Raw genomic sequence first — 19,960 nt, forward strand, 5'->3', positions numbered from 1 at the left:
AAAGGCGTTCGTAAAAGTCCGTTTTGTTATATGTTAATTATTAATAATATGCATTTTATTGGTGCATAAAATGCCGATTTATAATCATATTCCCAGCCCTGCAAATATCTCATGTGGGAGCAGGCAAGCCAGCTCCCACATTTATGATGTTGTGTCAGATGTTGGCGAGGTTGGCCAGTTCATTGCCGGAGATATACCGCTGTAGGTTTGCCAAGAACGTATCCGCAATCTCATTACGACTATTCGTCGAAATCGCCGACGTATGCGGCGACAACCGCACCCGTGGGTGCGTATACAACGGATGCCCATCCGGCAATGGCTCCGGTTCCGTCACATCCAGCGAAGCCAACCCAACCTGCCCGTTATCCAGCGCCTCCAGCAATGCCTCCTGATCCAGCAACCCACCGCGCGCAATGTTGATCAAATGCAGACCCGGCTTGGCACTGCCCAGCACGTCGCGGTTGATCAGGTTGCGCGTTGCCTCGGTCAACGGCGCGGCCACCACCAGGTGGTCAGCGCGGGCGAACAGGTCGTGGATATCCTTTGCGGCTTCTACGCCCGCACTGAACGGCGCCGAGCTATGGCGCAGCGCCACAACCTTGATGCCCAGCGCCAAGGCCTTCTGCGCCAGGCTCTCGCCAATCGCACCAAAACCAAGGATGCCCAGCGTGGTGCCCTTGAGCGGACGCAGTGGGGTGAAATTCCACTGCGAGTCCTTCACCCAGATATCCGGCAAATGCTTGGACGCGGCAAAGATCGCCGCCAGGGCGAACTCGGCGAGGTTGTCGGCCGCGCTGCCGCGTGAGGTGGTCACCGGCGGCCCATTGAACAGCCACTGCGGGTAGAAATCGATGCCCGACGACACCAGGTGCACCCATTGCGCGCCGTACGGCCAGCCCGGTGGTGGCGTATCCGGGGCGGTGTAGCCGCGCACGTTGATCGGGCGCAGCAGGAGGATATTGGCATGGGCTGGCAGGTCGCTGGGGACGCCGACCGGCACGCCGATTACCTGGGCTTCGGGGTAAATCGCTTTGAGGCGTTCGCGAATCACTTCATTGAAATCTTCGTCCAGCTGGCTGGCGATAATCACCTGACTCATGTGCGTTCCTTTTGGCGTTGGGCGAAGGCGGCTTTGCCGACGCCTTGCAACACGGCGTCGTTCTGCGGGGTGTGTACGCGGCTGCACAGCACGTCACGGTAATGCCGTTGCAATGGGTTGAGGCGCGACAGGCCAGGGTTGCCCGAGGCTTCGATCGCCAGCTCGACGGCGCGGATGGCGTTGTTGGTCACCAGGTACTTCAACTGCGCGGCATTGGCGGCCGGGGTGTGGCCTTCGGCGGCGGCGTCCAGCAGGCTGCGGTTGGCAAACAGCAGGGTGTCGATATGGCCGACGGTTTCCTGGAAGCGCGGCAAGGTCGCCAGCGCGGCGCCGAGGTTGGACGGCGCGCGTTCTTCCAGCCAGTTCACCAGCCAGTCCCGCGCGGCGTGGGCCACGGCGTCGTACACCGAGGACAGCAACACCGACATCCACAGGAAACCCTCGCCATCCAGCTCCGGCGACGGCGCGCTCCACGGGCTGACGCTGACGGCGTGGTCCAGCGGCACCAGCACGTTGTCGAGCACTACCTCATGGCTGCACGTGGCGCGCATGCCGAGGTGGTCCCAGGTGTCGATGATGGTGATGCCGGGGCTGTCCTTGGGCACCAGCCAGGCGCCCACCAACGGGTCGGCGTCGTCGCTGCGGCCCCACACGCTGAACCACGTCAGGCCGTGGCTGCCGGTGGAGTAGATCTTGCGCCCGCTGATGCGCCAGCCTTCGGCGGTGCGCACGGCGGTGGTCGCCGGCAGGCCGCCACGGGCCGGGGTGCCGAGGTCGGGTTCGACGCGCAGGGCGTTAATCAAAGCGCCATTGCGCACGGCGTCTTCGGCGACGCGGGTGCGCAGGTGCGCGGGCCAGGTTTTGCTGTCTTGCAGGCGCGTGTGTTGCAGGTACTGCATCACCAGGATCAGCGCGGTGGAGGGTTCGCCCTTGGCAATCGCACTGATCGCCTTGCGCGCCTGGGGCAGGCTGGCACCGCCGCCGCCGAGGGATTTGGGCACGGTGAGGGCGACGAGGCCGTGTTCGTGGAGCAACTTGAAGTTGGCGTGGGGGAAGGCGCCGCTTTCGTCGTAGAGGTGGGCGGTGCTGGCTAGCTCGGCGCTGAGACGTTCGAGCAATGCTTCGAAATTGGCGACTTCCACGGAGCGCAGGGATGGTTGGGTCATGAAAATGTACTCGGTCAAAAAATGTGGGAGCGGGCTTGCTCGCGAAAGCGGTGTGTCAGGCAACTGATTCACTAACTGAACCACCGCATTCGCGAGCAAGCCCGCTCCCACATTGGATTGTGGGCTTAGATGGCTAGGCGTACAGGCTGTGCGCCTATCAAGCGCTCCACGACTCGCAACACCGGCTCAGCCTCCGTGCGCACCAACCAATCCGGGCTCACCTGCACAAACGCCACCGTGCCGTCCTTGGCAATCACCACCACCGTCGGTTGCGGCAACTCCCACGTGCCGGTGCCGGTGGTCTCGCCAATGCTGTTGCCCTTGGCCAATGCGGCGTTGCGCGACGCCTCGTCAAAGCTGTAGAGAATCCCCAGGCGCCGTCCAAGGTTGTTGTCGCGGTCGCTGGCCACCAGCAATTGCAGGTTGTGGCGGGTCTTGATCTCCACCAGGCGCTCAGGCACTTGCGGACTCACGGCCACCAACGGCACGCCAAGTTCGCGCAGGCGTGGGTAGAGCTGGCGCTCATAGTAGGGCAGGGCGATGTTGCACGCCGGGCAGCCGGCAAAGCGGAAGAACACCAGCACCGCCGGGCCGTCGGCCAGCAGCAGTTCGCGGTTGAGTTCGCCGCCTTCGACGTTGAGCAGGGTAAACGGGTCCAGCTCGTCGCCGACCTGCACATAGTCGTCCGGCTTGGCCTCATCCAGCAGGCGTTGGCGCTGGTTGATATTGACCTGCAACGACTCCGCTGCCCAGGTCGCTACACGTTCGGCGTGCAGGTCGGCCAACTGGCGGTTGAGGGATTCGCTCATGCCAGCGCCTCCTGCTGTTCTTCTACCTCGGCGGTGACGCTGTAACGGTTGGCCGGCACATCGAGGCCAAGGTTTTCGCGCAGGGTGTGGCCGCTGTATTCACTGCGGAACAGGCCGCGCTGTTGCAGCACCGGCACCACCAGTTCGGTGAAGTATTGCAGGCCGTCCGGCAACACCGAGTTGACGATAAAACCGTCGCTGGCACCGGTTTCGAACCAGGTCTGGATCGCGTCGGCGACTTGCTCCGGGGTGCCGACGAAGTCACGTTTGGGTCGTGAGAAACGCAAGGCCACTTCGCGCAGGGTCAGGCCTTCGTCCTTGGCCAGTTGCTTGATGCGGTCGGATCCACCTTTCTGGCTGTTGGAGCCGAGGTCGCCGAGGTCCGGGAAGGGTTCGTCCAGCGGGTATTTGCTGAAGTCATGGTCATTGAACGGGCGGCCGAGGGCGACGATGGCGTCTTCGATGGTCACCAGGTCCACGGCTTGCTGATAGCGGCTTTCCACTTCGGCGGCATCGCGGCCGACAATCGGGCGGATGCCCGGCAGGATCGACAGGCTGTCCGGGTCACGGCCAAAGCCCTTGGCGCGACGTTTCAGGTCCTGGGAATACGCCAGGCCTTCCTCGATGCTCTCCACATGCACAAAGATCGCATCGGAGTTTTCCGCGGCAAAGTTGCGCCCATCTTCAGAGGTGCCCGCCTGGAAAATCACCGGCTGGCCCTGACGCGAACGGGCGATGTTCAACGGACCTTTGACCGAGAAAAATTCGCCCTTGTGGTTCAGCGCGTGCAGCTTGCTCGGGGTGAAAAACTCGCCGCTCTGTTTGTCGTAGGCAAAGGCGTCGTCCTCCCAGGAATCCCACAGGCCCTGGACCGCGTTCACATGTTCCTTGGCGATGCGGTAGCGCACCGCGTGCGGCGGGTGCTCGGCCTTGCCGAAGTTGTCGGCGGTGCCGCTCAGCCACGAGGTGACCACGTTCCAGCCGGCGCGGCCGCCGCTGATATGGTCCAGGGACGAGAACTGGCGCGCCACCTGGTAGGGCTCGGTATAGCTGACGGTCACGGTGGCCACCAGGCCGATATTCGTGGTGATCGCGGCGAGTGCCGAGAGGATGGTCAGCGGCTCGAAGCGGTTGAGGTAGTGCGGGCTGGATTTGGCGTGGATATGCAGGCTGTCGGCGATGAACACGAAGTCGAACTTGGCCGCTTCGGCCAGTTCAGTCTGCTGCTTGTAGAAGCCGAAATTCGTGCTGGCATTCGGTTGGGCGTTTGGATGGCGCCATTCGCCCCAGCCGTGACCGACACCGTGAACCATGGCACCGAGTTTCAATTGACGTGGCTTGCTCATGTTCTGCTCCTTTAGCGCGAGGCTTGATTGAGGGGGGCACGCTTGGCGTTAAAGCTCTTGTCGAAACCCTGCGACACATCGATGTGCTTGGTCAGCAGGCCTTCTTGTTGGTAGATGTCGGCGGTGGCTTGCAGGCCGCTGATGACGGAATCGTCGATTGCCACGGGCGTCAGGCGCGTGTCCTTGGCCACTTCCACATGCACTTCCAGCGGCAGGCCGGTGATCTTGGCTTGTGCCGCGGCGTACTCGTTGGGGTGCACGTTGGCCCAGGCGTAGGCACGGTCCAGGCGCGCGACAAAGTCATCCAACTGCGGGCGCTTGTCGGCGATGGCTTGGCTGGTGGCGGCGAGGTACAGGTGGTTGCTCAACAGCTGGTTGCCGCTGATCAGCACGCGGGCCTTGCTTTGGGAGGTCACCACGGTGGTGTACGGGTCCCAGGTGGCCCAGGCGTCGGCGGTGCCGTTATCCAGCACCAGGCGCGATTCGCTGGGTAGCAGGAAAATGAACTGCACATCCTTGGTCGTCAGGCCGGCAGTGGCCAAGGCCTTGATCGCCAGGTAATGGCCGATGGAGCCGCGTCCGGTGACGATCTTCTTGCCCTTCAGGTCCGCCACGGTCTTGATCGGCGAGTCTTTGTTCACCAGCAGCGCCGTGGTATTGCGCCCTTCGGCGTGGATGATGCTGACCACCTTGAGCGAGGCGCCGGCGCCGAGGGCGAAGACGTAGGGCGCATCGCCGAGGGCGCCGATATCCACCGCACCGGCATTCAACGCTTCACCCAAGGGTGAGGCCGAAGGGAATTCCGACCACTGGATTTCGTAAGGCACATTCTTGGTTTCGCCGGAGACTTCCAGCAGCGCCTTGATCGTCGATTTCTGATTGGCCACCCGCAGCGGTTGCAGGTCGGCGGCGTGGGCGCTGCCGATCAGGCCGAGGGCGAGGGCAGTGCCCAGGAGCAGGCGTTTGAAGGGGGTGGTAAAGACCATGGGATGCAGGCTCCAGGCAGATCAAGAAAGGGTTCGGCTACCTCCGCCTGGAGAAGGGGTCGGTGAGTGGTTTGACATTATTCCCATAAGAACGCTCTGTGAAGTTCTTTTTGGTTATATGTTAATTATTAAAAATATTGATTATGATCTTGTTGATTATTCTTTAATTGCATTTGGCGCTGAGGGTTTTAAGAGCTTTCCTACGTGTCGCTCGGAAAGCGTCACCTGAGCATCAGCGTATCTGCGTGATTTGATCCCGGTCTTTTCGGACAGGGACAGTTGCGCATGACGGATACGCTGTGGGCCGCCCGCGAGGGCGATGCGCTGTTGCACAGCTCGATGCTGGCGGACGTGTTGGGCGGCGTGCTGGAGATAGCGGCGACGGTGGCCGTGACCGCGCTGGCCACGGCGGCCGTTGTGGCTGCAACCGGCATCACTGTGGCGACAGGCGGCCTTGGCTGCGTTGTACTGGGAGCCGTGGTGGGTGTGGTGGTCGGGCTCGGCATGGGCGCAACCGGTGCCGACAAAAGCCTTTCACGCTTATGTGAGTCTTTCGCCAACGCACTCTTCCCACCCGTCATCGATGCATTTATCAGCAGCGGTTCGCCGGATGTTTTTATCAACGGCAAACCTGCTGCGCGGGCGGCCGGAAAAGTCGCCGCCGCCGTGGCAGAAGCGGGCAGTGAACCGACTTATCTGGATATCGCCGAAGGTTTTTTCTCTCTGCTCTGGCGCCCTACGGTCGCTGCACCGGTGGCGGGCGCTGTGCCTTGTCCTGCCGATACAGTCGACTGCAATAAACACCCGCCAATGCCTGAGCAGTACCTCGCCGAAGGTTCCAGCAAGGTCTTCATCAACGGCCAGCCCGCCGTGCGTAGCGGAGATAGAAGCACCTGCGAAGCCACGGTGGGCAAGGTGCAGATTTCGCCGAACGTGGTCATTGGCGGCGCACCCGTGGTGGTGCGTGAGATTCGTAGCGGCAAGACGCCGGGTGTGGGGCTGGCGGTAACGGCGTTGTTGGCGTTGCGGGGCGGTGGGGCGAAGTTCTTCAGCACGCTGCCCTGTATGGCGGTGGGTGGGTTGGTGTCGTGGGGATCCAGCCAGGTGACCAACGCCCTCACTTTGGCGGTGGTGGGTTCGCCCAATCCGGTGCACTGCGCCACGGGCGCGAAGATCCTCGACGGTGAAGACGACCTGGATTTCGCATTGCCTGGCCTGTTGCCAATCGAGTGGCAGCGCTACTACTGCAGCCGGGATGAGCGCCGTAACGGTCTGTTCGGAGCCGGTTGGAGTGTGAGCTATGAAGTTCGTGTCGACATTGGTGTGCATCCCGAAGGCGGCGAACGGCTGATCTACACCGACGAGCAGGCGCGCCAGATCGACATGGGCATGATTCCGCTGGGCGGCGCGGTGTTCAGCGCCGGCGAAGGGTTGAACGTGCGGCGCCATGCTGGCGGCCAACTGCTGATTGAAAGTATCGATGGGCAGTATCGGCTGTTTGAACCCGCACCGGGCAACCCTGCGCATTTGCGCTTGAGCCAGTTGGGTGATCGCAATGACAACCGCGTCTTCCTTGACTACGACGTACAGGGCCGCCTGAGCCAGTTGCGCGATACCTGCAACGATGTACGCGTAGAGCTGAGCTACAGCCAGCAATGGCCCTGTCGTGTCGAACACATCGAGCGCCTGTACCCGGATCACCATCGCGAAACGCTCTCCAGCTATACCTACGACACGCGCGGCGATCTCGCAGCAGTGCGCGATGCCGATGGGCATGTTCAGCGCCGTTTCGCCTATGACAACGCCCAGCGCTTGGTCGAACACCAACTGCCCACCGGCCTGCGCTGCTTCTACCAATGGGCCTGTGTGGACGACCGCGAATGGCGCGTGGTGCGGCATTGGAGTGATGAGGGCGACGACTACCGGTTCGACTACGACCTGCCAGCCGGGATCACGCGGATTACCGATGGCTTGAAACGCGTCAGCACCCGCAAATGGAATGCGCAGTACCAGATCACCGAATACACCGACAACCTGGGGCACACCTGGCAGTTCGATTGGAATGACGAGCGCCAGTTGCTCGGCGCGACCGATCCCCGGGGCGGTCAGTGGCGGTTCGGCTACGACGCAGCCGGCAACCTGTGCAGCACGCAAGATCCGCTGGGCCGTATTGAATCGACTGTGTGGCTGGAACATTGGTCGCTGCCATTGGTTGAATCCGATGCAGCAGGCCACAGCTGGCACTATCGATACGATCAACGCGGCAATTGCGTCAGCGAAACCGACCCGCTGGGACACGTCACGCGCTATCGCCATGATGGTTTTGGTCAGGTCGTCGAAATCACCGACGCCACGGGCAAGCGCAAAACCCAGCGTTGGAATGAAACCGGGCAGTTGATCGAGCAGGTCGATTGTTCGGGCTATGCCACAAGATTCGAGTACGACCGTCGAGGTCATTTAAAAACCGTTATCGATGCAGTCGGTGAGCGGCAGCGTTATCAACACGACCGCGACGGCCGATTGCTGCAAATCGAACGGCCCTACGGTTACATCGAACATTACCTGCGCAACACCAGCGGCCAGTTGAGCGCCTACACCGATGCGGCGGGCCATGTCACCCGCTACCAATACGACCGGCGCGGGCAGTTGGTGCGGCGCATTGATGCCCATGGCCGCCAGATCGAATATCGGCACGATGCCTACGGCCGACTGCAGAGCCTGACCAATGAAAACGGCGAGCACTACCGGTTTACCTGGGATCAGGGCGACCGCCTGATGCAACAGCAAGACCTGGATGGCAGTGCTCGACGTTACGCCTATGACGCGCTGGGTAACCTGATCGCAGTCGAATACCTCCCTTTGGATGAGGCCTCTTCCATCGTGCATCGCCTGGACCGCGACGCCGTCGGCCGCCTGTTGGCCAAGGAAACTGACGATGGTCTAACCGAATACGCCTACGATCTAACCGATCAACTCACTGGCGTCACCTTCAATGGCAATGACCAGACCACCCAGACCTTGGCGTTCGCCTACGACCCGCTGGGTCAACTGCTCAGCGAGCAGAATGCTGCCGGCGGCTTGAACCACCACTACGACGAACTCGGCAACCTGAGCCAGACGCAACTGCCCGACGGCCGCTGTCTCAACCACCTGTACTACGGCAGCGGCCACCTGCACCAGATCAACCTCGACGGGCAAGCTGTCACCGACTTCGAACGCGACCGCTTGCACCGCGAAGCACTGCGCACCCAAGGCCAGATCACCACCCGCAGCGAATACGACCGTTGCGGCCGGTTGCGCTCGCGCAAGCGCAGCCCTACAGGCCAGCCCCGACAGTTGCCGCCCGCGCAACAAAAGACTTTCGAATACGACCCAGCTGACAACCTGATCGGCCGCTTGGAAGGGCGCCAACGCCAACTGCTGCATTACGACGCAACTGGCCGAATTGTCGCCACCCAGGACAGCATCCAAGGTCAGCAGGAAACCTTCGCCTACGACGCTGCCGCCAACCTGTTGGACGGGGCACAGTCGAGTGCCGGTTTAGTGAGGCACAACAAGCTACTGACCTATCAGGACAAGCGCTACCGCTACGACGGCTTCGGTCGCATGGTCGAAAAACGCAGTGCTCTGCGTGGCCTGCAACGCTTCACCTACGACGCCGAACACCGGCTGATAGAAGTGCGCAACGCCAGCGGCAATGTGGTGCGCATGACCTACGACCCGCTGGGACGGCGCATCGCCAAAACCGAGCGGGACAGCAGCGGTTATGTATTGAGCGAAACCCGCTTCACCTGGGACGGCCTACGCCTGTTGCAAGAGCATAAACACCGCCAGACCAGCCTTTACGTCTACGTAGACGAAGGCTACGAGCCGTTGGCGCGCGTCGATGGGATCGGCCCGCAGCAGAAAGTCCGCTACTACCACAACGACCTCAACGGCTTGCCGGAGCAGTTGACTGAAACCGATGGGCACAACGTCTGGCGCGCGACATATCGGGTGTGGGGCAACACGCTGGATGAGGTGCGCGAGCCTGACTACATTGAAGAACAGAACCTGCGGTTCCAGGGGCAGTATCTGGACCGGGAGACGGGGCTGCACTTCAATACATTCCGGTTTTATGATCCAGAGGTGGGGCGGTTTACGACGCCGGATCCGGTTGGGTTAATGGGTGGTCTGAACCTCTATCAATATGCGCCAAACCCCATCTTCTGGATTGATCCATGGGGTTGGAGCTGTGTTCAGTTCAAGCGTTGGAGAAGAGGGCAGGCGATAGATAAACCTATGGCCAACGGCAAGGCGCCCGAGTGGGATGTGGTCAGAAGCCGATACTGGAAAAACCGATATACGGCTTCAAAGTCTTCAGGTGAGTTCAGTCCGGCTAACATGAGTCGTATGGAGCGCGGTGCTGCGCCGACGGACGCGTACGGAAAATCGATGGAGTTGCATCACCACATCCCCCAACGTAAGGGTGGAGCAGATATCAACAACCCTATAAATTTGCGTGAGGTCACTCGGGAACAGCACGCTGCGATTGATGAATTCAGACACCTAGGAACAAACAATGACCGCTATTGAAATCATCACGGAATTCGTCGAAGGGGCCATTTCACCCAAAGCATTTGAAGAGATGATTTACTCAGATCCAGGAGTCAAAGCGTTGCTTGAAGTTGAGGGTAACCTTCCGGCCTATATCAATGAGCCCGATCTTTACAGCTATGCAATCGGTCAGGACTATCTGAATCTAGAGTGCATCTACAATGTTCAAACGCTGCTTTCTGCAGTTCTGAGCAAGAAAGGCATTGTTCATACAGTGGAAAAAAAGTACGAAAACCTATTCAGTCTGACACTAAAAGTTCAGCCGAAATGGTTGTCGTTGCCGGCTGAATATTTTTTAAAACTGGTAGAAGAGCAAAAAAATCTTAGCCCTAAAGAGCTGCAATCTTGGCTGAAGAACAAAATCAAAACTGATTTCAGGTGCCTTAGAGCAACTCCGAAATGGTTGCAAGGCCCCGATTGGCCGGTGGTAGACGGAAGACCGACGGTTTTCCTAGGGCAGCTCGACATCAGTGAGTTGAGTCATGACTGCGCCCAGGCGTATCTGTTTTTTGATGAAGAGAAAAAGATCTTCCATACCATCACTCAGGCATGTTGATAATTCTGCGTTTACGCTTACCAATAACCTGCCGGTACCGAGCCCCGTGATGCCTATGGCGAGCCTAGACAAGGCAAACCGCGCGGGAATCGGCACGGTGGTGGTGTTGGAAATGCCCCTTTGGTCTGATCGCAATCGCCCCCGGATCGGTTAGTGGGGAGCGCATTCTTCCAGAATAATAAGAACAGGCTTTCCAATGAGCCCAAACCTGAGCCTTCTGCGTAAATTCGTCTGATATCAGACATTAATGCGGACCCTTGCTTTCCTCGAGAGAAAACCCGGTTGAATTTTGAGGTTTTTCAGTCGCCCTATATCGATCAACGTGTCTGAGGCCGGCGTCATACTTTCAGGGTGCTGCCCACCCCCCGCGCCAACGCAAAAATCCCATCCATCCTCCAATGCTCATTCTGATGCCTGGGATCATCCGCCCATTCATCCCACCCCGAGTCACGGCGGTATTGCCCGAGCAACCCGGCCTCACGCACAGCCACCGGGTCGGGATGGCGCAGGTGTTCGGCGTCCGGGTCCACATACAGCGCGTCGCTGCTGCAATACAGTTCGCACATGAAGCAGGTCTGGCAGGCCAGTTGCTCGGCGATCACGGGTTTGCCCTGCACGTCAGAGGCCAGCACGTTGGTGGGGCACACGGTGATGCATTGGCCGCAGCCGTTGCACAGGTCGGAGTAGATCAGCTCAATCATGTCGGTACCTCTTGTGTATGAATTACCTGTGGCGAGGGAGCTTGCTCCCGCTCGACAGCGCAGCTGGAGCCGGCTTTTTGGGAGCGCTGCGCACTCCAGCGGGAGCAAGCTCCCTCGCCACAAGGGGTGTTATCAGCCTGGGGAAATGGGGTCGAAGCGCGTTTGTATCTGGTCCACGCCGGACACGCGCAAGTGCGCGTCATACCGTTCGCTCTGCTGCGGCGTGTCGCTGCGTTGGTGCATGCCGCGACTCTCCTTGCGCAGCGCGGCAGCGGTGTAGCACCAGCGCGCAGTGGCGGCCATGGCGGCGGTTTCGCGGGCGCGCAGGGGGTTGGTGCCAGGCTGTGCGCTGCGCACCTGATCCCAGATGTTGTCGAGTTCGCGCAGCGAACGTGCGAGTTGCTCGCCGCTGCGGAACAGGTTTTTATCCAAGGGGTGGACTTCGGCCTGAATGCGCTGGATCAGTTGCGCACTGCTCCCCGCCGCGCCATCGAACCCGCGCAGTGCGCCGTGATACGCAAGCTGCTGCCGAGCCAAGCGTGCTGCGCCGCGCCCAGCCCATTGCCCGGTGGACAACGCCCACGCCGAGTTCTGCGCGCCGCCACCCGATGTGGCGCCAGCAATCGGCTCACGGCTGGCCGCATCGCCGGCGGCGAATACGCCGGGCACCGTGGTCTGGCAGTCATCATCAAGCAGGCGTAAACCGCCGACGCCGCGAATGGTGCCTTCGGGATGCAGGGTCACCGCAAACCGCTGGCGATACGGATCCACCCCGCGCCGATCAAACGGCAGCATGAGGTTGGGCTGGATGCTCGGCAGTTGCGCACGAATATCCGCAGGTACCCGATTCAAGCGGCAATACACCGGGCCGTTGAGCAGCGCCCTGGCCAAGTCCTCGGTAAACGTCGGGCCGCCACTTATGCTCAAGGGCCGATCCGCCGCGTCAAAGTAGTCGCCAAAGCTGTACACCATCGAACGGGTCATGCTGCTGCCCGCCGCGGCGATGCAGTAGTAGTTGGAGAACTCCATGCCCGACAGTTCGGCGCCGGCTTCGGCGGCCATCAGGTAGCCGTCGCCGGTGTTGGTGTGGTTGCCCAGCAGGCGCGAGAGGAACGCGCAACCGCCGGTGGCCAGCACCACGGCGCCGGCGCGGATCAACCAGTCGCCACCGGCTTGGCGCCGCCAGCCACGGGCGCCGGCCACGCGGCCGTGGTCGTCGCGCAGCAGTTCCAGGGCCGGGTGGTGGTCGAGGATCGTCACGCCGCTGTCGAGTACGCGGCGGCGCAGGCCGCGCAGGTATTCCGGGCCGCGCAGGCCACGGTATTGGGTTTCGCCGTGTTCGTTTTGCGGGAAGGCGTAGTAGTCGCCAAGGCCCGGCAGGCTGGTCCAGGTGGTGTCGATGGCGCGGGCCATCCAGCGCGCATCGGCCAGGCCATAGGCTGTGCCCAGGCGCTTGTCGATGGCGGCTTCGCGGGCGCCGGGCGGCACCCACCAGTGCCCGGGACCGGCAGTGGCGGTGACGCCGCTGGTGCCGCAGTAACCCTTGTCCACCAGGATCACCCTGACCCCTTCGCGGGCTGCCGCGATGGCGGCCCAGGTGCCCGCCAGGCCGCCGCCGACGATCAAGACATCGCAGCTCAATTCAGTCATGTCGGGGCCTCAGAAGTTGTACGCCAGGCGCGTGTAGTAATACGCGCCGCCAAAGCCGAACGGCGAGAACTGCCCGTATTCATAACCTCCGGCCCAGTCCTTGATGCCTTTTTTGTCCGGGTACACGTTGAACAGGTTGTTGGCGCCCAGGGCCACGGTGAAGTGTTTGTTGATGTCGTAGGCAGCGTCCACGTCGCTGATCCACTTGGCGCTGAATTTGCGGTCGTTGATCGGGTTGTTGTCGCCTTCGGTGTAGCTGCCGAAGCGGGTCAGGGCCAGGTTCAGGGTGTAGGCGCTGACTTTCCAGTTGGCCGCCAGGATTAGCTTGGATTGCGGCGTGGCAACGGTCAGGTCTTTTTGCAGGCGCCGGTCGAAGATCTGATAGTTGGAGCCCAGGCCAGCGAGTGCGGGCGGGGTGTCCTGGAGTTTTTCGATCTTGGTCTGGTTCCAGTTGTAGGCCAGGCTCCAGCGCACTTGGCCGTACTGGTCCAGCTGCTGGCGGTATTCGTTGATGATGTCAACGCCCCGGGTGCGGGTGTCGACGGCGTTGGTGTAGTACTGCGCGTACAGGCCCGGCGACAAACCGTTGGCGACCAGCACCTGGGACACGGCAGGGCCGCCGAGCAGGCTGGTGGAGACAATGCGGTCGCGGATGCCGATCTGGTACAGGTCGGTGGTCAGGCGGTAGTTCTGCGTGGGCTCGTAAGTGAAACCAAAGCTGTAGTTCAGGGATTTTTCCGGCTTGAGTTTTTCCGCGCCCAACGCTTGCGCTTCAGGCGTGTCCACCGGCAGTACCTTGACCGGCACCGAGACCTGTTGGCCATTGACCACGCCGCCGGAGGTGAACGTTGACGAGGCATAGATCGTCTGCGCCAGCGACGGCGCACGAAAGCCATTGTTGATCGTGCCGCGCAGGGCGAACTCCGGCGTGAGCTTGAAGCGTGTCGACAATTTGCCGCTCCAGGTGCTGCCGATGTCCTGGGTGTAGCGCTCGTAGCGGGCGGCGGCGCCGACGTACCAGCGGTCAGTTACATCCAGGCCCAGGTCAACGTAGCTGGCGACGTTGCTGCGGCTGATTTCGCCGGCATCTGCCGTGCTGGTGCCGTTGTAGGAGGCCAACCCCGGCAGCGGCGTTTGCCCGGCGAACGGACCGCTGGGCAGCACGTAGTTGCCGGGTGTATAGGACGCGTAGTCGCCGGCTTCGATCTGGTATTTCTCCCAGCGGTATTCAAAGCCGAACGCGGTTTGCAGGGGGTGGCTGAGGCCGATGTCGAAGGTGCGGCTGAGGTCGAGGTTGTTGGTCCACTGGTCGAAGATCTGCGAGGCCAGGTTGAACGAGGTCGGGCTGGTCGGGCCCCAGGACGGGTTCAGCGTGTTGTTCGCATTCAGGGTGGAATCGTCTTCGCCCCAGGTGGAGCTGATGTCGTAGTCCCAGCCGCCGACCAGGCCCTTGAAGCCACCGGCGACCTGGAAATCCTTGGTGCGGTTGCGCCGTTGCGCGTGGATGCCGTCGGGGTAGGGCGTGTTCGGGTCGCCGGCCAGCGCGGTGATTTCGTTGGGGCGATAGTTGCCGGTGACCTTGGTGGTTTCCATGTAGCTGGCGGTGGAAAACGAGTAGAACTTGAGGTCGTCCTGCAACGGCAGTTCGAGGTTGTAGCTGGCGTTTGTGACCTTCTCGCGGCCCAGGCCGTAGCTGGGGTTCCAGCCGTGGCGGTTGGCGGTCTGGTCGCGGCTGTCGGGGTTGGCGGCGGTGCCATACAGCCGACCGGTGGCGCTGCCGGTGCGGTTGAATGGCTCTTGTTCCTTGATGTCCAGCGCCAGGTTGGCGAAGCCGTCGTTGGGCAGCGGCAGGCCGTAGTTGACGGTCTGGTGCACGGTGTCGCCGTCGCCCGCGCCGTAGCGGCCGAAGGAGGTTTCGGCACTGCCGCCGCTGTCGTTTTCCTTGAGGATGATATTGATCACCCCGGCAATCGCATCCGAGCCGTATTGGGCGGACGCGCCGTCACGCAGCACTTCGATATGGTCGATGGCCGACACCGGGATCAAGTCCAGGTTGACCGGCACCGCCGCCGTGCCGATGCGCGCGAGGTTGTTGATCAGCGCGGTGTTGTGGCGGCGCTTGCCGTTGACCAGCACCAGCACCTGGTCGCCCGACAGACCGCGCATGGTCACCCCGCGCACCGACCATGAGGTGCCGCCGCCGTTGATTGCCGGCAGGTTGAAGGACGGCAGCAGGCGCGCGAGCAGTTCCTTGAGGCCGACCTTGCCGCTGGCTTGCAGTTGTTCGGCGCTGATCACGTCGATGGGCGAGGGGCTGTCGGCGATGGTGCGCGCCTGGTTGCCACGGTTGCCGGTGACGACCACGGTGCCGAGGGTTTTGTCGGCGGCTTCGGCCTGGGCCGGGGTGTGGATGGCGAGCAGGCTGAGGGCGGCTGCGCAGTAGTGAAAGCGGGATGCAGGCATGGGGCTGATTCCAGAAGACGAGAAAGCACCGCAAATCCCCTGTGGAAGTGGGCTTGTGTGGGAGCGGGCTTGCTCGCGAAGGCGGTGGGTCAGTCAATCCATCTGTCACTGATACACCGCCTTCGCGAGCAAGCCCGCTCCCACACAAGCCTCTTCCACATTGGATCTGTGTTGGGTTTGGGAGTGGGGGTCAGGCAGCAACGGCCGCTCTTACCCGATGCGGAATATCGTCATAGGCAATCAGCACCCGCTCCATGCGGCGTGGGTAGTCGCCGTAGTTGTAGACGGGGTAGTGCAGGGTCGAACGGTTGTCCCAGAACGCCACCGAACCGGGGCGCCATTTGAAGCGCACCTGGTGTTCCGGCTTGTTGAATTCCAGCAGCAGGCGGTCGATCAATTGCTTGCTCTGCTGCGGCGTCCAGCCGATCACCGAGGGGTTCTGCGAGAAGTTGATGAACAGCCCGTCCTCACCGGTTTCCGGGTGGGTGCGCACCAGCGGGTGGGCGAGGATCGGGTAGTCGTAGCCGACCTTGTCCAGGGACTTCTTGAAGTCGTGCACCACGTGCAGGTGGTCGATCTCGGCGCGCAGCTCATCGGGCAGCGCGCGATATACCGCACCGGCGTCGGCCCACAGGGTGTCGCCGCCGACGTCGGGCAAGTCCACCGCGCGCAGTACCGCGCCGAGGGTGGGTTGCAGCAGCCAGCTGGTGTCGGTGTGCCAACGGCCGCTGATGCGCGGGCCGTAGAGTTTGCGTTCGTCCTGGGCTTCGATCAGGTGCGCCTGGGGCAGGCTCGGGTCGTTCTGTTGGGTGGTGGGGTGCACGTACAGCTCGCCGAACTCCTTGGCGAATGCAATTTGCTGTTCGGTGTCGATGGCCTGGTCGCGGAAAAACAGCACCTTGTGCGTGAGCAGCAACTGGCGCAGTTCGTCGCGCAAGGCTGGGGTCAGCGGCTGGCGCAGGTCGATACCGGCGATTTCGGCGCCGATGGTGGGTTCCAGACGGGTGATGTGCAGGGTCATGCGGGTGTCCTCTCGTGTGTGGGTTCAGCCTCCGCCTGGAGAGGGGTCGGATGTGGGGCCTGCACCCGGTGTGGGTGCAGGTGGATCGGGGTGGGTCAGATCACGTAGAAACCGTGGGTGCCGTCGCGGGCCAGTTGGGCCACTAGGCCGAATTCCCAGTCCAGGTACGCCTGCATGGCTTCCTTGGGGTTGTCGGTGCCTTCGTATGGGCGGCGATAGCGGTCGATGCGCGGCGAGGCGAGGTGGGTTTCACCTTCTTCCAGCGGCAGTTGGGCGTTGATCCAGCCAGCGGTGCCGTCTTGCAGCAGGAACACTTGCTTGCCGGTGATGGCTTCAACCTCCGCCACCGCGAGGCGCGCCAGTTGGCTGCTGCCGCAGGTCAGGACATAGCGCTCGGCGGCGGGGGCCTTGGCCAGGGCGGCGGGCAGTTGTGCACGCAACGCCCACCAGGCACCGGGGATATGGCGCTTGACGTAGTTGGCGCTGGCGGTGAAATCCAGCACCACGGTATCGCCATGGGTCAGCCACTCGGCGAGGGTGTGCGGGCTGATCAGCTCGGCTTGTGGCGGCGCCGGTACGGGGGCGACCCACGCGCCTTGCTCACTGAAATGGGCGGCTTGCAGGTCATCCAGCACATGCACTTCCCAACCCAGTTGCGCGAGCCAGGAGGCGGACATATTGGCGCGCACGCCGTCATCATCCGCCAGCACAATGCGCGCACCGCGCACGCTGGCCACATGGTCGGTTTCCTGCACCAACTGGCCGCCCGGCGTGGAACGCGCGCCCGGCAGGTGCCCGGCTTCGAATTCTTCCGGGGTGCGCACGTCGAACAGGTAGGTGGTGCGCTGTGCTTCCTGCTGCCAGCGTGCGAGGTCGGCGAGGCTGGCACGGCCGACGCGGGCCTTGTCGGCAACGCGGCGTGCGTCCACGGCGGCAACTTGGCGATGTTCTTCCGAGGTCGGTGCAAAGCGGCGCGATTGACCGTGGGCGAGTTTCTGCCCGGCCAACGTCCAGCCGATAGTGCCGTTGCGCAACGCCGATACCGGGTTGGCCACGCCGGCGTTGATCAGCGATTGCGTGCCGATGATGCTGCGGGTGCGCCCGGCGCAATTGACGATGATGCGGGTGGCCGGATCGGGCGCCAGTTCACGGGCACGCAGGACCAGTTCAGCCCCGGGCACGCTGATGCCGGTGGGGATGCTCATGGTCTGGTATTCGTCGAAGCGGCGGGCGTCGAGCACCACCACATCGGCCTGGCTGTCGAGCAGCGCCTGCACTTCTTCGGCGGCCAGGGATGGCGTGTGGCGCTCGCTTTCCACCAGCTCGCCAAAGGCTTTGCTCGGCACGTTGACGTCGATAAACAGTTCGCCACCGGCCTGGCGCCAACCGTCCAGGCCACCTTCCAGCAGGCTGACCTGGGTGTAGCCCAATGCGACCAGGCGCTCGGCAGCGCGGGCGGCGAGGCCTTCGCCGTTGTCGTACACGGTGACCTGGGTGTCACGGCGTGGAATGCGCGCGTACACCTCCAGCTCCAGCTTGGACAGCGGGATGTTGGCGGCAAACAGCGGGTGGGATTCGGCGAACGGCGCTTCTTCGCGCACATCGATCAGGGCGACTTCATGACGGTCCAACAGGGCCTGGCGGATCTGGGCGAAGCTTTGGGTCGATACGGTGCTCATAGGGCAGGGCTCTTTTCTTTGGACAAATCCCAGATATTCGGGAGGAAGGCATTGGAATAACCGGAGATAAACAGTTTCTCGCTGCCGTCGGGCTGGTACACCGCGCGATGCACCGCACCGATATTGGCGCCGTACACATGGATGCTGATGGACACCTGGTCGCTGTGGGCATTGCTCACTTGATGGATATCACCGACTTTGGGCGACACCGCTTCAACCTGGCCCGGCACCAATGCAATCGGCTTGCCTTCGGGCGCCAGGCTGCCGTCGGGGGCGCGCGCAAAGCCTTGGGAAAGTTCTGCGCCACGCAACATGCCGATCAAACCCCACACCCGATGGTCATGAATCGGCGTGCTTTGCCCCGGCCCCCACACAAAGCTGACGATGCTGAAGCGCTGGCGCGAATCGGCATGCAGCAGGAACTGTTGGTAACGCTCGGGGTTGGGTTGGGCGAATTCATCGGGGAGCCAGTCATCATGGCTGACCAGTTGCGCCAACAGCTTGCCGCCACGGTGCAACAGGTCGCCTTCGCGCGGATTGCCGTCGATCAGTTCCGCCAGGGCGCCAATAAAGGCTCGGAGTCTTTCGGGGTGCTTGGCCTGGGTCATGGCAATTCCATCAGTCGGTGTTGATGAGGCTTATCTAAGCATAATGTTTATGGTTAATATGCTATTTTTTAATGATTAGCTTATAGCTGAAGGTAATTTAGAACTGCTCCGACTAGGCTTAGACGTTATCGATCACAGCACGGACTATTCAGATAGCAATCCTGCAACTATGCTTCGCACACATCTTATTGACTGTTCTCTATGTGCGGCCCAAATGAAAATTGACGATATAGACGCCTTTGTCGAAGTGATTCGTTGCCAGTCCATCAGCCATGCCGCCGAATCGTTGCAACTGACCCAGCCCGCCATCACCCGTCGCGTGCAGAACTTCGAGCAGGCGCTGGGGGTGGAGCTGTTCGACCGCAACACCAAGCCGCTCAAGCCCACATTGATCGGCACCCGCGTGTATGAACAATGCCGGCTGATCCTGCGCGAGATGGATGCCCTGCGGGAACTGGTGGCTACCGACGCACCGCCCACCGGCCTGCTGCGCCTGGGCGTACCGCAGACCATCGGCGACGTGGTGCTGCTGGATGCCCTCAAGCACCTGCGCACCGAATACGCCGACCTGCGCGCCCAGGTCGCCACCGGCTGGGGCAGCCAACTGGTGGGCAAGATCGAGCGCGGCGAGTTGGACGCGGCGGCGGCGTTGTTCCCGGCGGGCAAGATCTTCCCCGACAACATTGTCGGCGAGTCCATCGGCAAGATGGAGTTGGTGGTGGTGTGTGCCAAGGCACAGTTGCCGAAGAAGCCGTGCAAGCTGGCGGATGTGTACCAGGACGGCTGGATTCTCAACCCGGATGGCTGCGGCTTCCGCGCGGGGTTGCAGCGTACCTTGTCCGATCAGGGCCTGGCGTTGCGGGTGAACCTGGAGACGTTTGGCACCGAGCTGCAATTGGGCCTGGTTGCCGATGGCCTGGGGCTGGGCCTGGTGCCGCGTCCGTTGCTGGAGCGTAGCGCCCACCGTGAGCAACTGGCGGTGATGCCGCTCAAGGACTTCAAGCCCGTGATGGATTTGTGGCTGATCTATCCGCACTTTTTGGGCAACTTGCAGGGGCCGGTGGATGCGTTTGGCAAGTTGGTCGCGGCTTCGCTGCACAAGATCCGCGACGCCGCTTAACCCCAGTGGAAGAGGCTTTTATGTGGGAGCGGGCTTGCTCGCGAATGCAGTGTGTCAGTCAAAGCTGTTCTAACTGATCCACCGCTTTCGCGAGCAAGCCCGCTCCCACACAAGCCAGCTCCCACATTTGTCCTGTGTCGTGTCTGATATGGTTATGAAA

14 protein-coding genes are annotated in these 19,960 nt (G+C 61.9%); 3 read left to right on the forward strand and 11 right to left on the reverse strand.

The window, feature by feature from the left end; all coding sequences use genetic code 11:
- Positions 1–154 precede the first annotated feature (154 nt).
- From DBR46_RS25000 to DBR46_RS25020, 5 genes are all read right to left on the reverse strand, one after another.
- Entirely contained in the window at positions 155–1,099 is a 945-nt protein-coding gene (locus DBR46_RS25000; RefSeq protein ID WP_124528369.1) for a D-isomer specific 2-hydroxyacid dehydrogenase family protein, read from the reverse strand.
- Positions 1,096–2,265 carry an acyl-CoA dehydrogenase family protein gene (locus DBR46_RS25005; protein ID WP_124528370.1) on the reverse strand — a complete coding sequence of 390 codons (1,170 nt, stop codon included), beginning with the start codon at positions 2,263–2,265 and terminating at the stop codon, positions 1,096–1,098. The genes DBR46_RS25000 and DBR46_RS25005 overlap by 4 nt, the downstream gene beginning before the upstream one ends.
- Before the next feature lie 125 nt (positions 2,266–2,390).
- On the reverse strand, positions 2,391–3,074 hold the full coding sequence (locus tag DBR46_RS25010) for a peroxiredoxin-like family protein (protein WP_124528371.1): 684 nt from the start codon (positions 3,072–3,074) through the stop codon (positions 2,391–2,393).
- Positions 3,071–4,420, reverse strand: a complete 1,350-nt coding sequence (locus tag DBR46_RS25015; protein WP_124528372.1) for an LLM class flavin-dependent oxidoreductase — start codon at positions 4,418–4,420, stop codon at positions 3,071–3,073. Before DBR46_RS25015 ends, DBR46_RS25010 begins: the two co-directional genes overlap by 4 nt.
- 11 nt (positions 4,421–4,431) lie before the next feature.
- Positions 4,432–5,406 carry an ABC transporter substrate-binding protein gene (locus tag DBR46_RS25020; RefSeq protein WP_124528373.1) on the reverse strand — a complete coding sequence of 325 codons (975 nt, stop codon included), beginning with the start codon at positions 5,404–5,406 and terminating at the stop codon, positions 4,432–4,434.
- Between the two features lie 285 nt (positions 5,407–5,691).
- Here DBR46_RS25020 and DBR46_RS25025 point away from each other — a divergent pair, with 285 nt between their 5' ends.
- Positions 5,692–9,981: an RHS repeat-associated core domain-containing protein gene (locus DBR46_RS25025; protein ID WP_124528374.1), complete on the forward strand. Its 4,290-nt coding sequence runs from the start codon at positions 5,692–5,694 to the stop codon at positions 9,979–9,981.
- Positions 9,968–10,558, forward strand: a complete 591-nt coding sequence (locus tag DBR46_RS25030) for a hypothetical protein (protein ID WP_124528375.1) — start codon at positions 9,968–9,970, stop codon at positions 10,556–10,558. The genes DBR46_RS25025 and DBR46_RS25030 overlap by 14 nt, the downstream gene beginning before the upstream one ends.
- Before the next feature lie 338 nt (positions 10,559–10,896).
- Here DBR46_RS25030 and DBR46_RS25035 read toward each other — a convergent pair whose 3' ends face one another.
- The 6 genes from DBR46_RS25035 to DBR46_RS25060 form a co-directional block, all read right to left on the reverse strand.
- Positions 10,897–11,259, reverse strand: coding sequence for a ferredoxin family protein (locus DBR46_RS25035; RefSeq protein WP_124528376.1), 363 nt, complete (start codon positions 11,257–11,259; stop codon positions 10,897–10,899).
- A gap of 132 nt (positions 11,260–11,391) precedes the next feature.
- On the reverse strand, positions 11,392–12,909 hold the full coding sequence (locus DBR46_RS25040) for an FAD-dependent oxidoreductase (RefSeq protein ID WP_124528377.1): 1,518 nt from the start codon (positions 12,907–12,909) through the stop codon (positions 11,392–11,394).
- 9 nt (positions 12,910–12,918) lie between these two features.
- Entirely contained in the window at positions 12,919–15,372 is a 2,454-nt protein-coding gene (locus tag DBR46_RS25045; RefSeq protein WP_124528378.1) for a TonB-dependent siderophore receptor, read from the reverse strand.
- A 190-nt stretch (positions 15,373–15,562) separates the two neighbouring features.
- Positions 15,563–16,393 (reverse strand): TauD/TfdA family dioxygenase, encoded by an 831-nt coding sequence (locus DBR46_RS25050; RefSeq protein ID WP_124528379.1) that lies wholly within the window; start codon positions 16,391–16,393, stop codon positions 15,563–15,565.
- A 95-nt stretch (positions 16,394–16,488) separates the two neighbouring features.
- Positions 16,489–18,072, reverse strand: coding sequence for a rhodanese-related sulfurtransferase (locus DBR46_RS25055; protein WP_124528380.1), 1,584 nt, complete (start codon positions 18,070–18,072; stop codon positions 16,489–16,491).
- The gene (locus tag DBR46_RS25060; RefSeq protein ID WP_124528381.1) at positions 18,069–18,680 is read right to left on the reverse strand and encodes a cysteine dioxygenase; all 612 of its coding nucleotides are present in this window, start codon (positions 18,678–18,680) and stop codon (positions 18,069–18,071) included. The genes DBR46_RS25055 and DBR46_RS25060 overlap by 4 nt, the downstream gene beginning before the upstream one ends.
- Before the next feature lie 214 nt (positions 18,681–18,894).
- On the opposite strand from DBR46_RS25060, the gene DBR46_RS25065 reads away from it, so the two are divergent.
- Positions 18,895–19,800, forward strand: a complete 906-nt coding sequence (locus DBR46_RS25065) for a LysR family transcriptional regulator (RefSeq protein ID WP_017736142.1) — start codon at positions 18,895–18,897, stop codon at positions 19,798–19,800.
- Positions 19,801–19,960 lie beyond the last annotated feature (160 nt).

This window comes from Pseudomonas sp. KBW05, assembly GCF_003852405.1.
In the GTDB taxonomy this organism is placed as follows: Bacteria; Pseudomonadota; Gammaproteobacteria; order Pseudomonadales; family Pseudomonadaceae; genus Aquipseudomonas.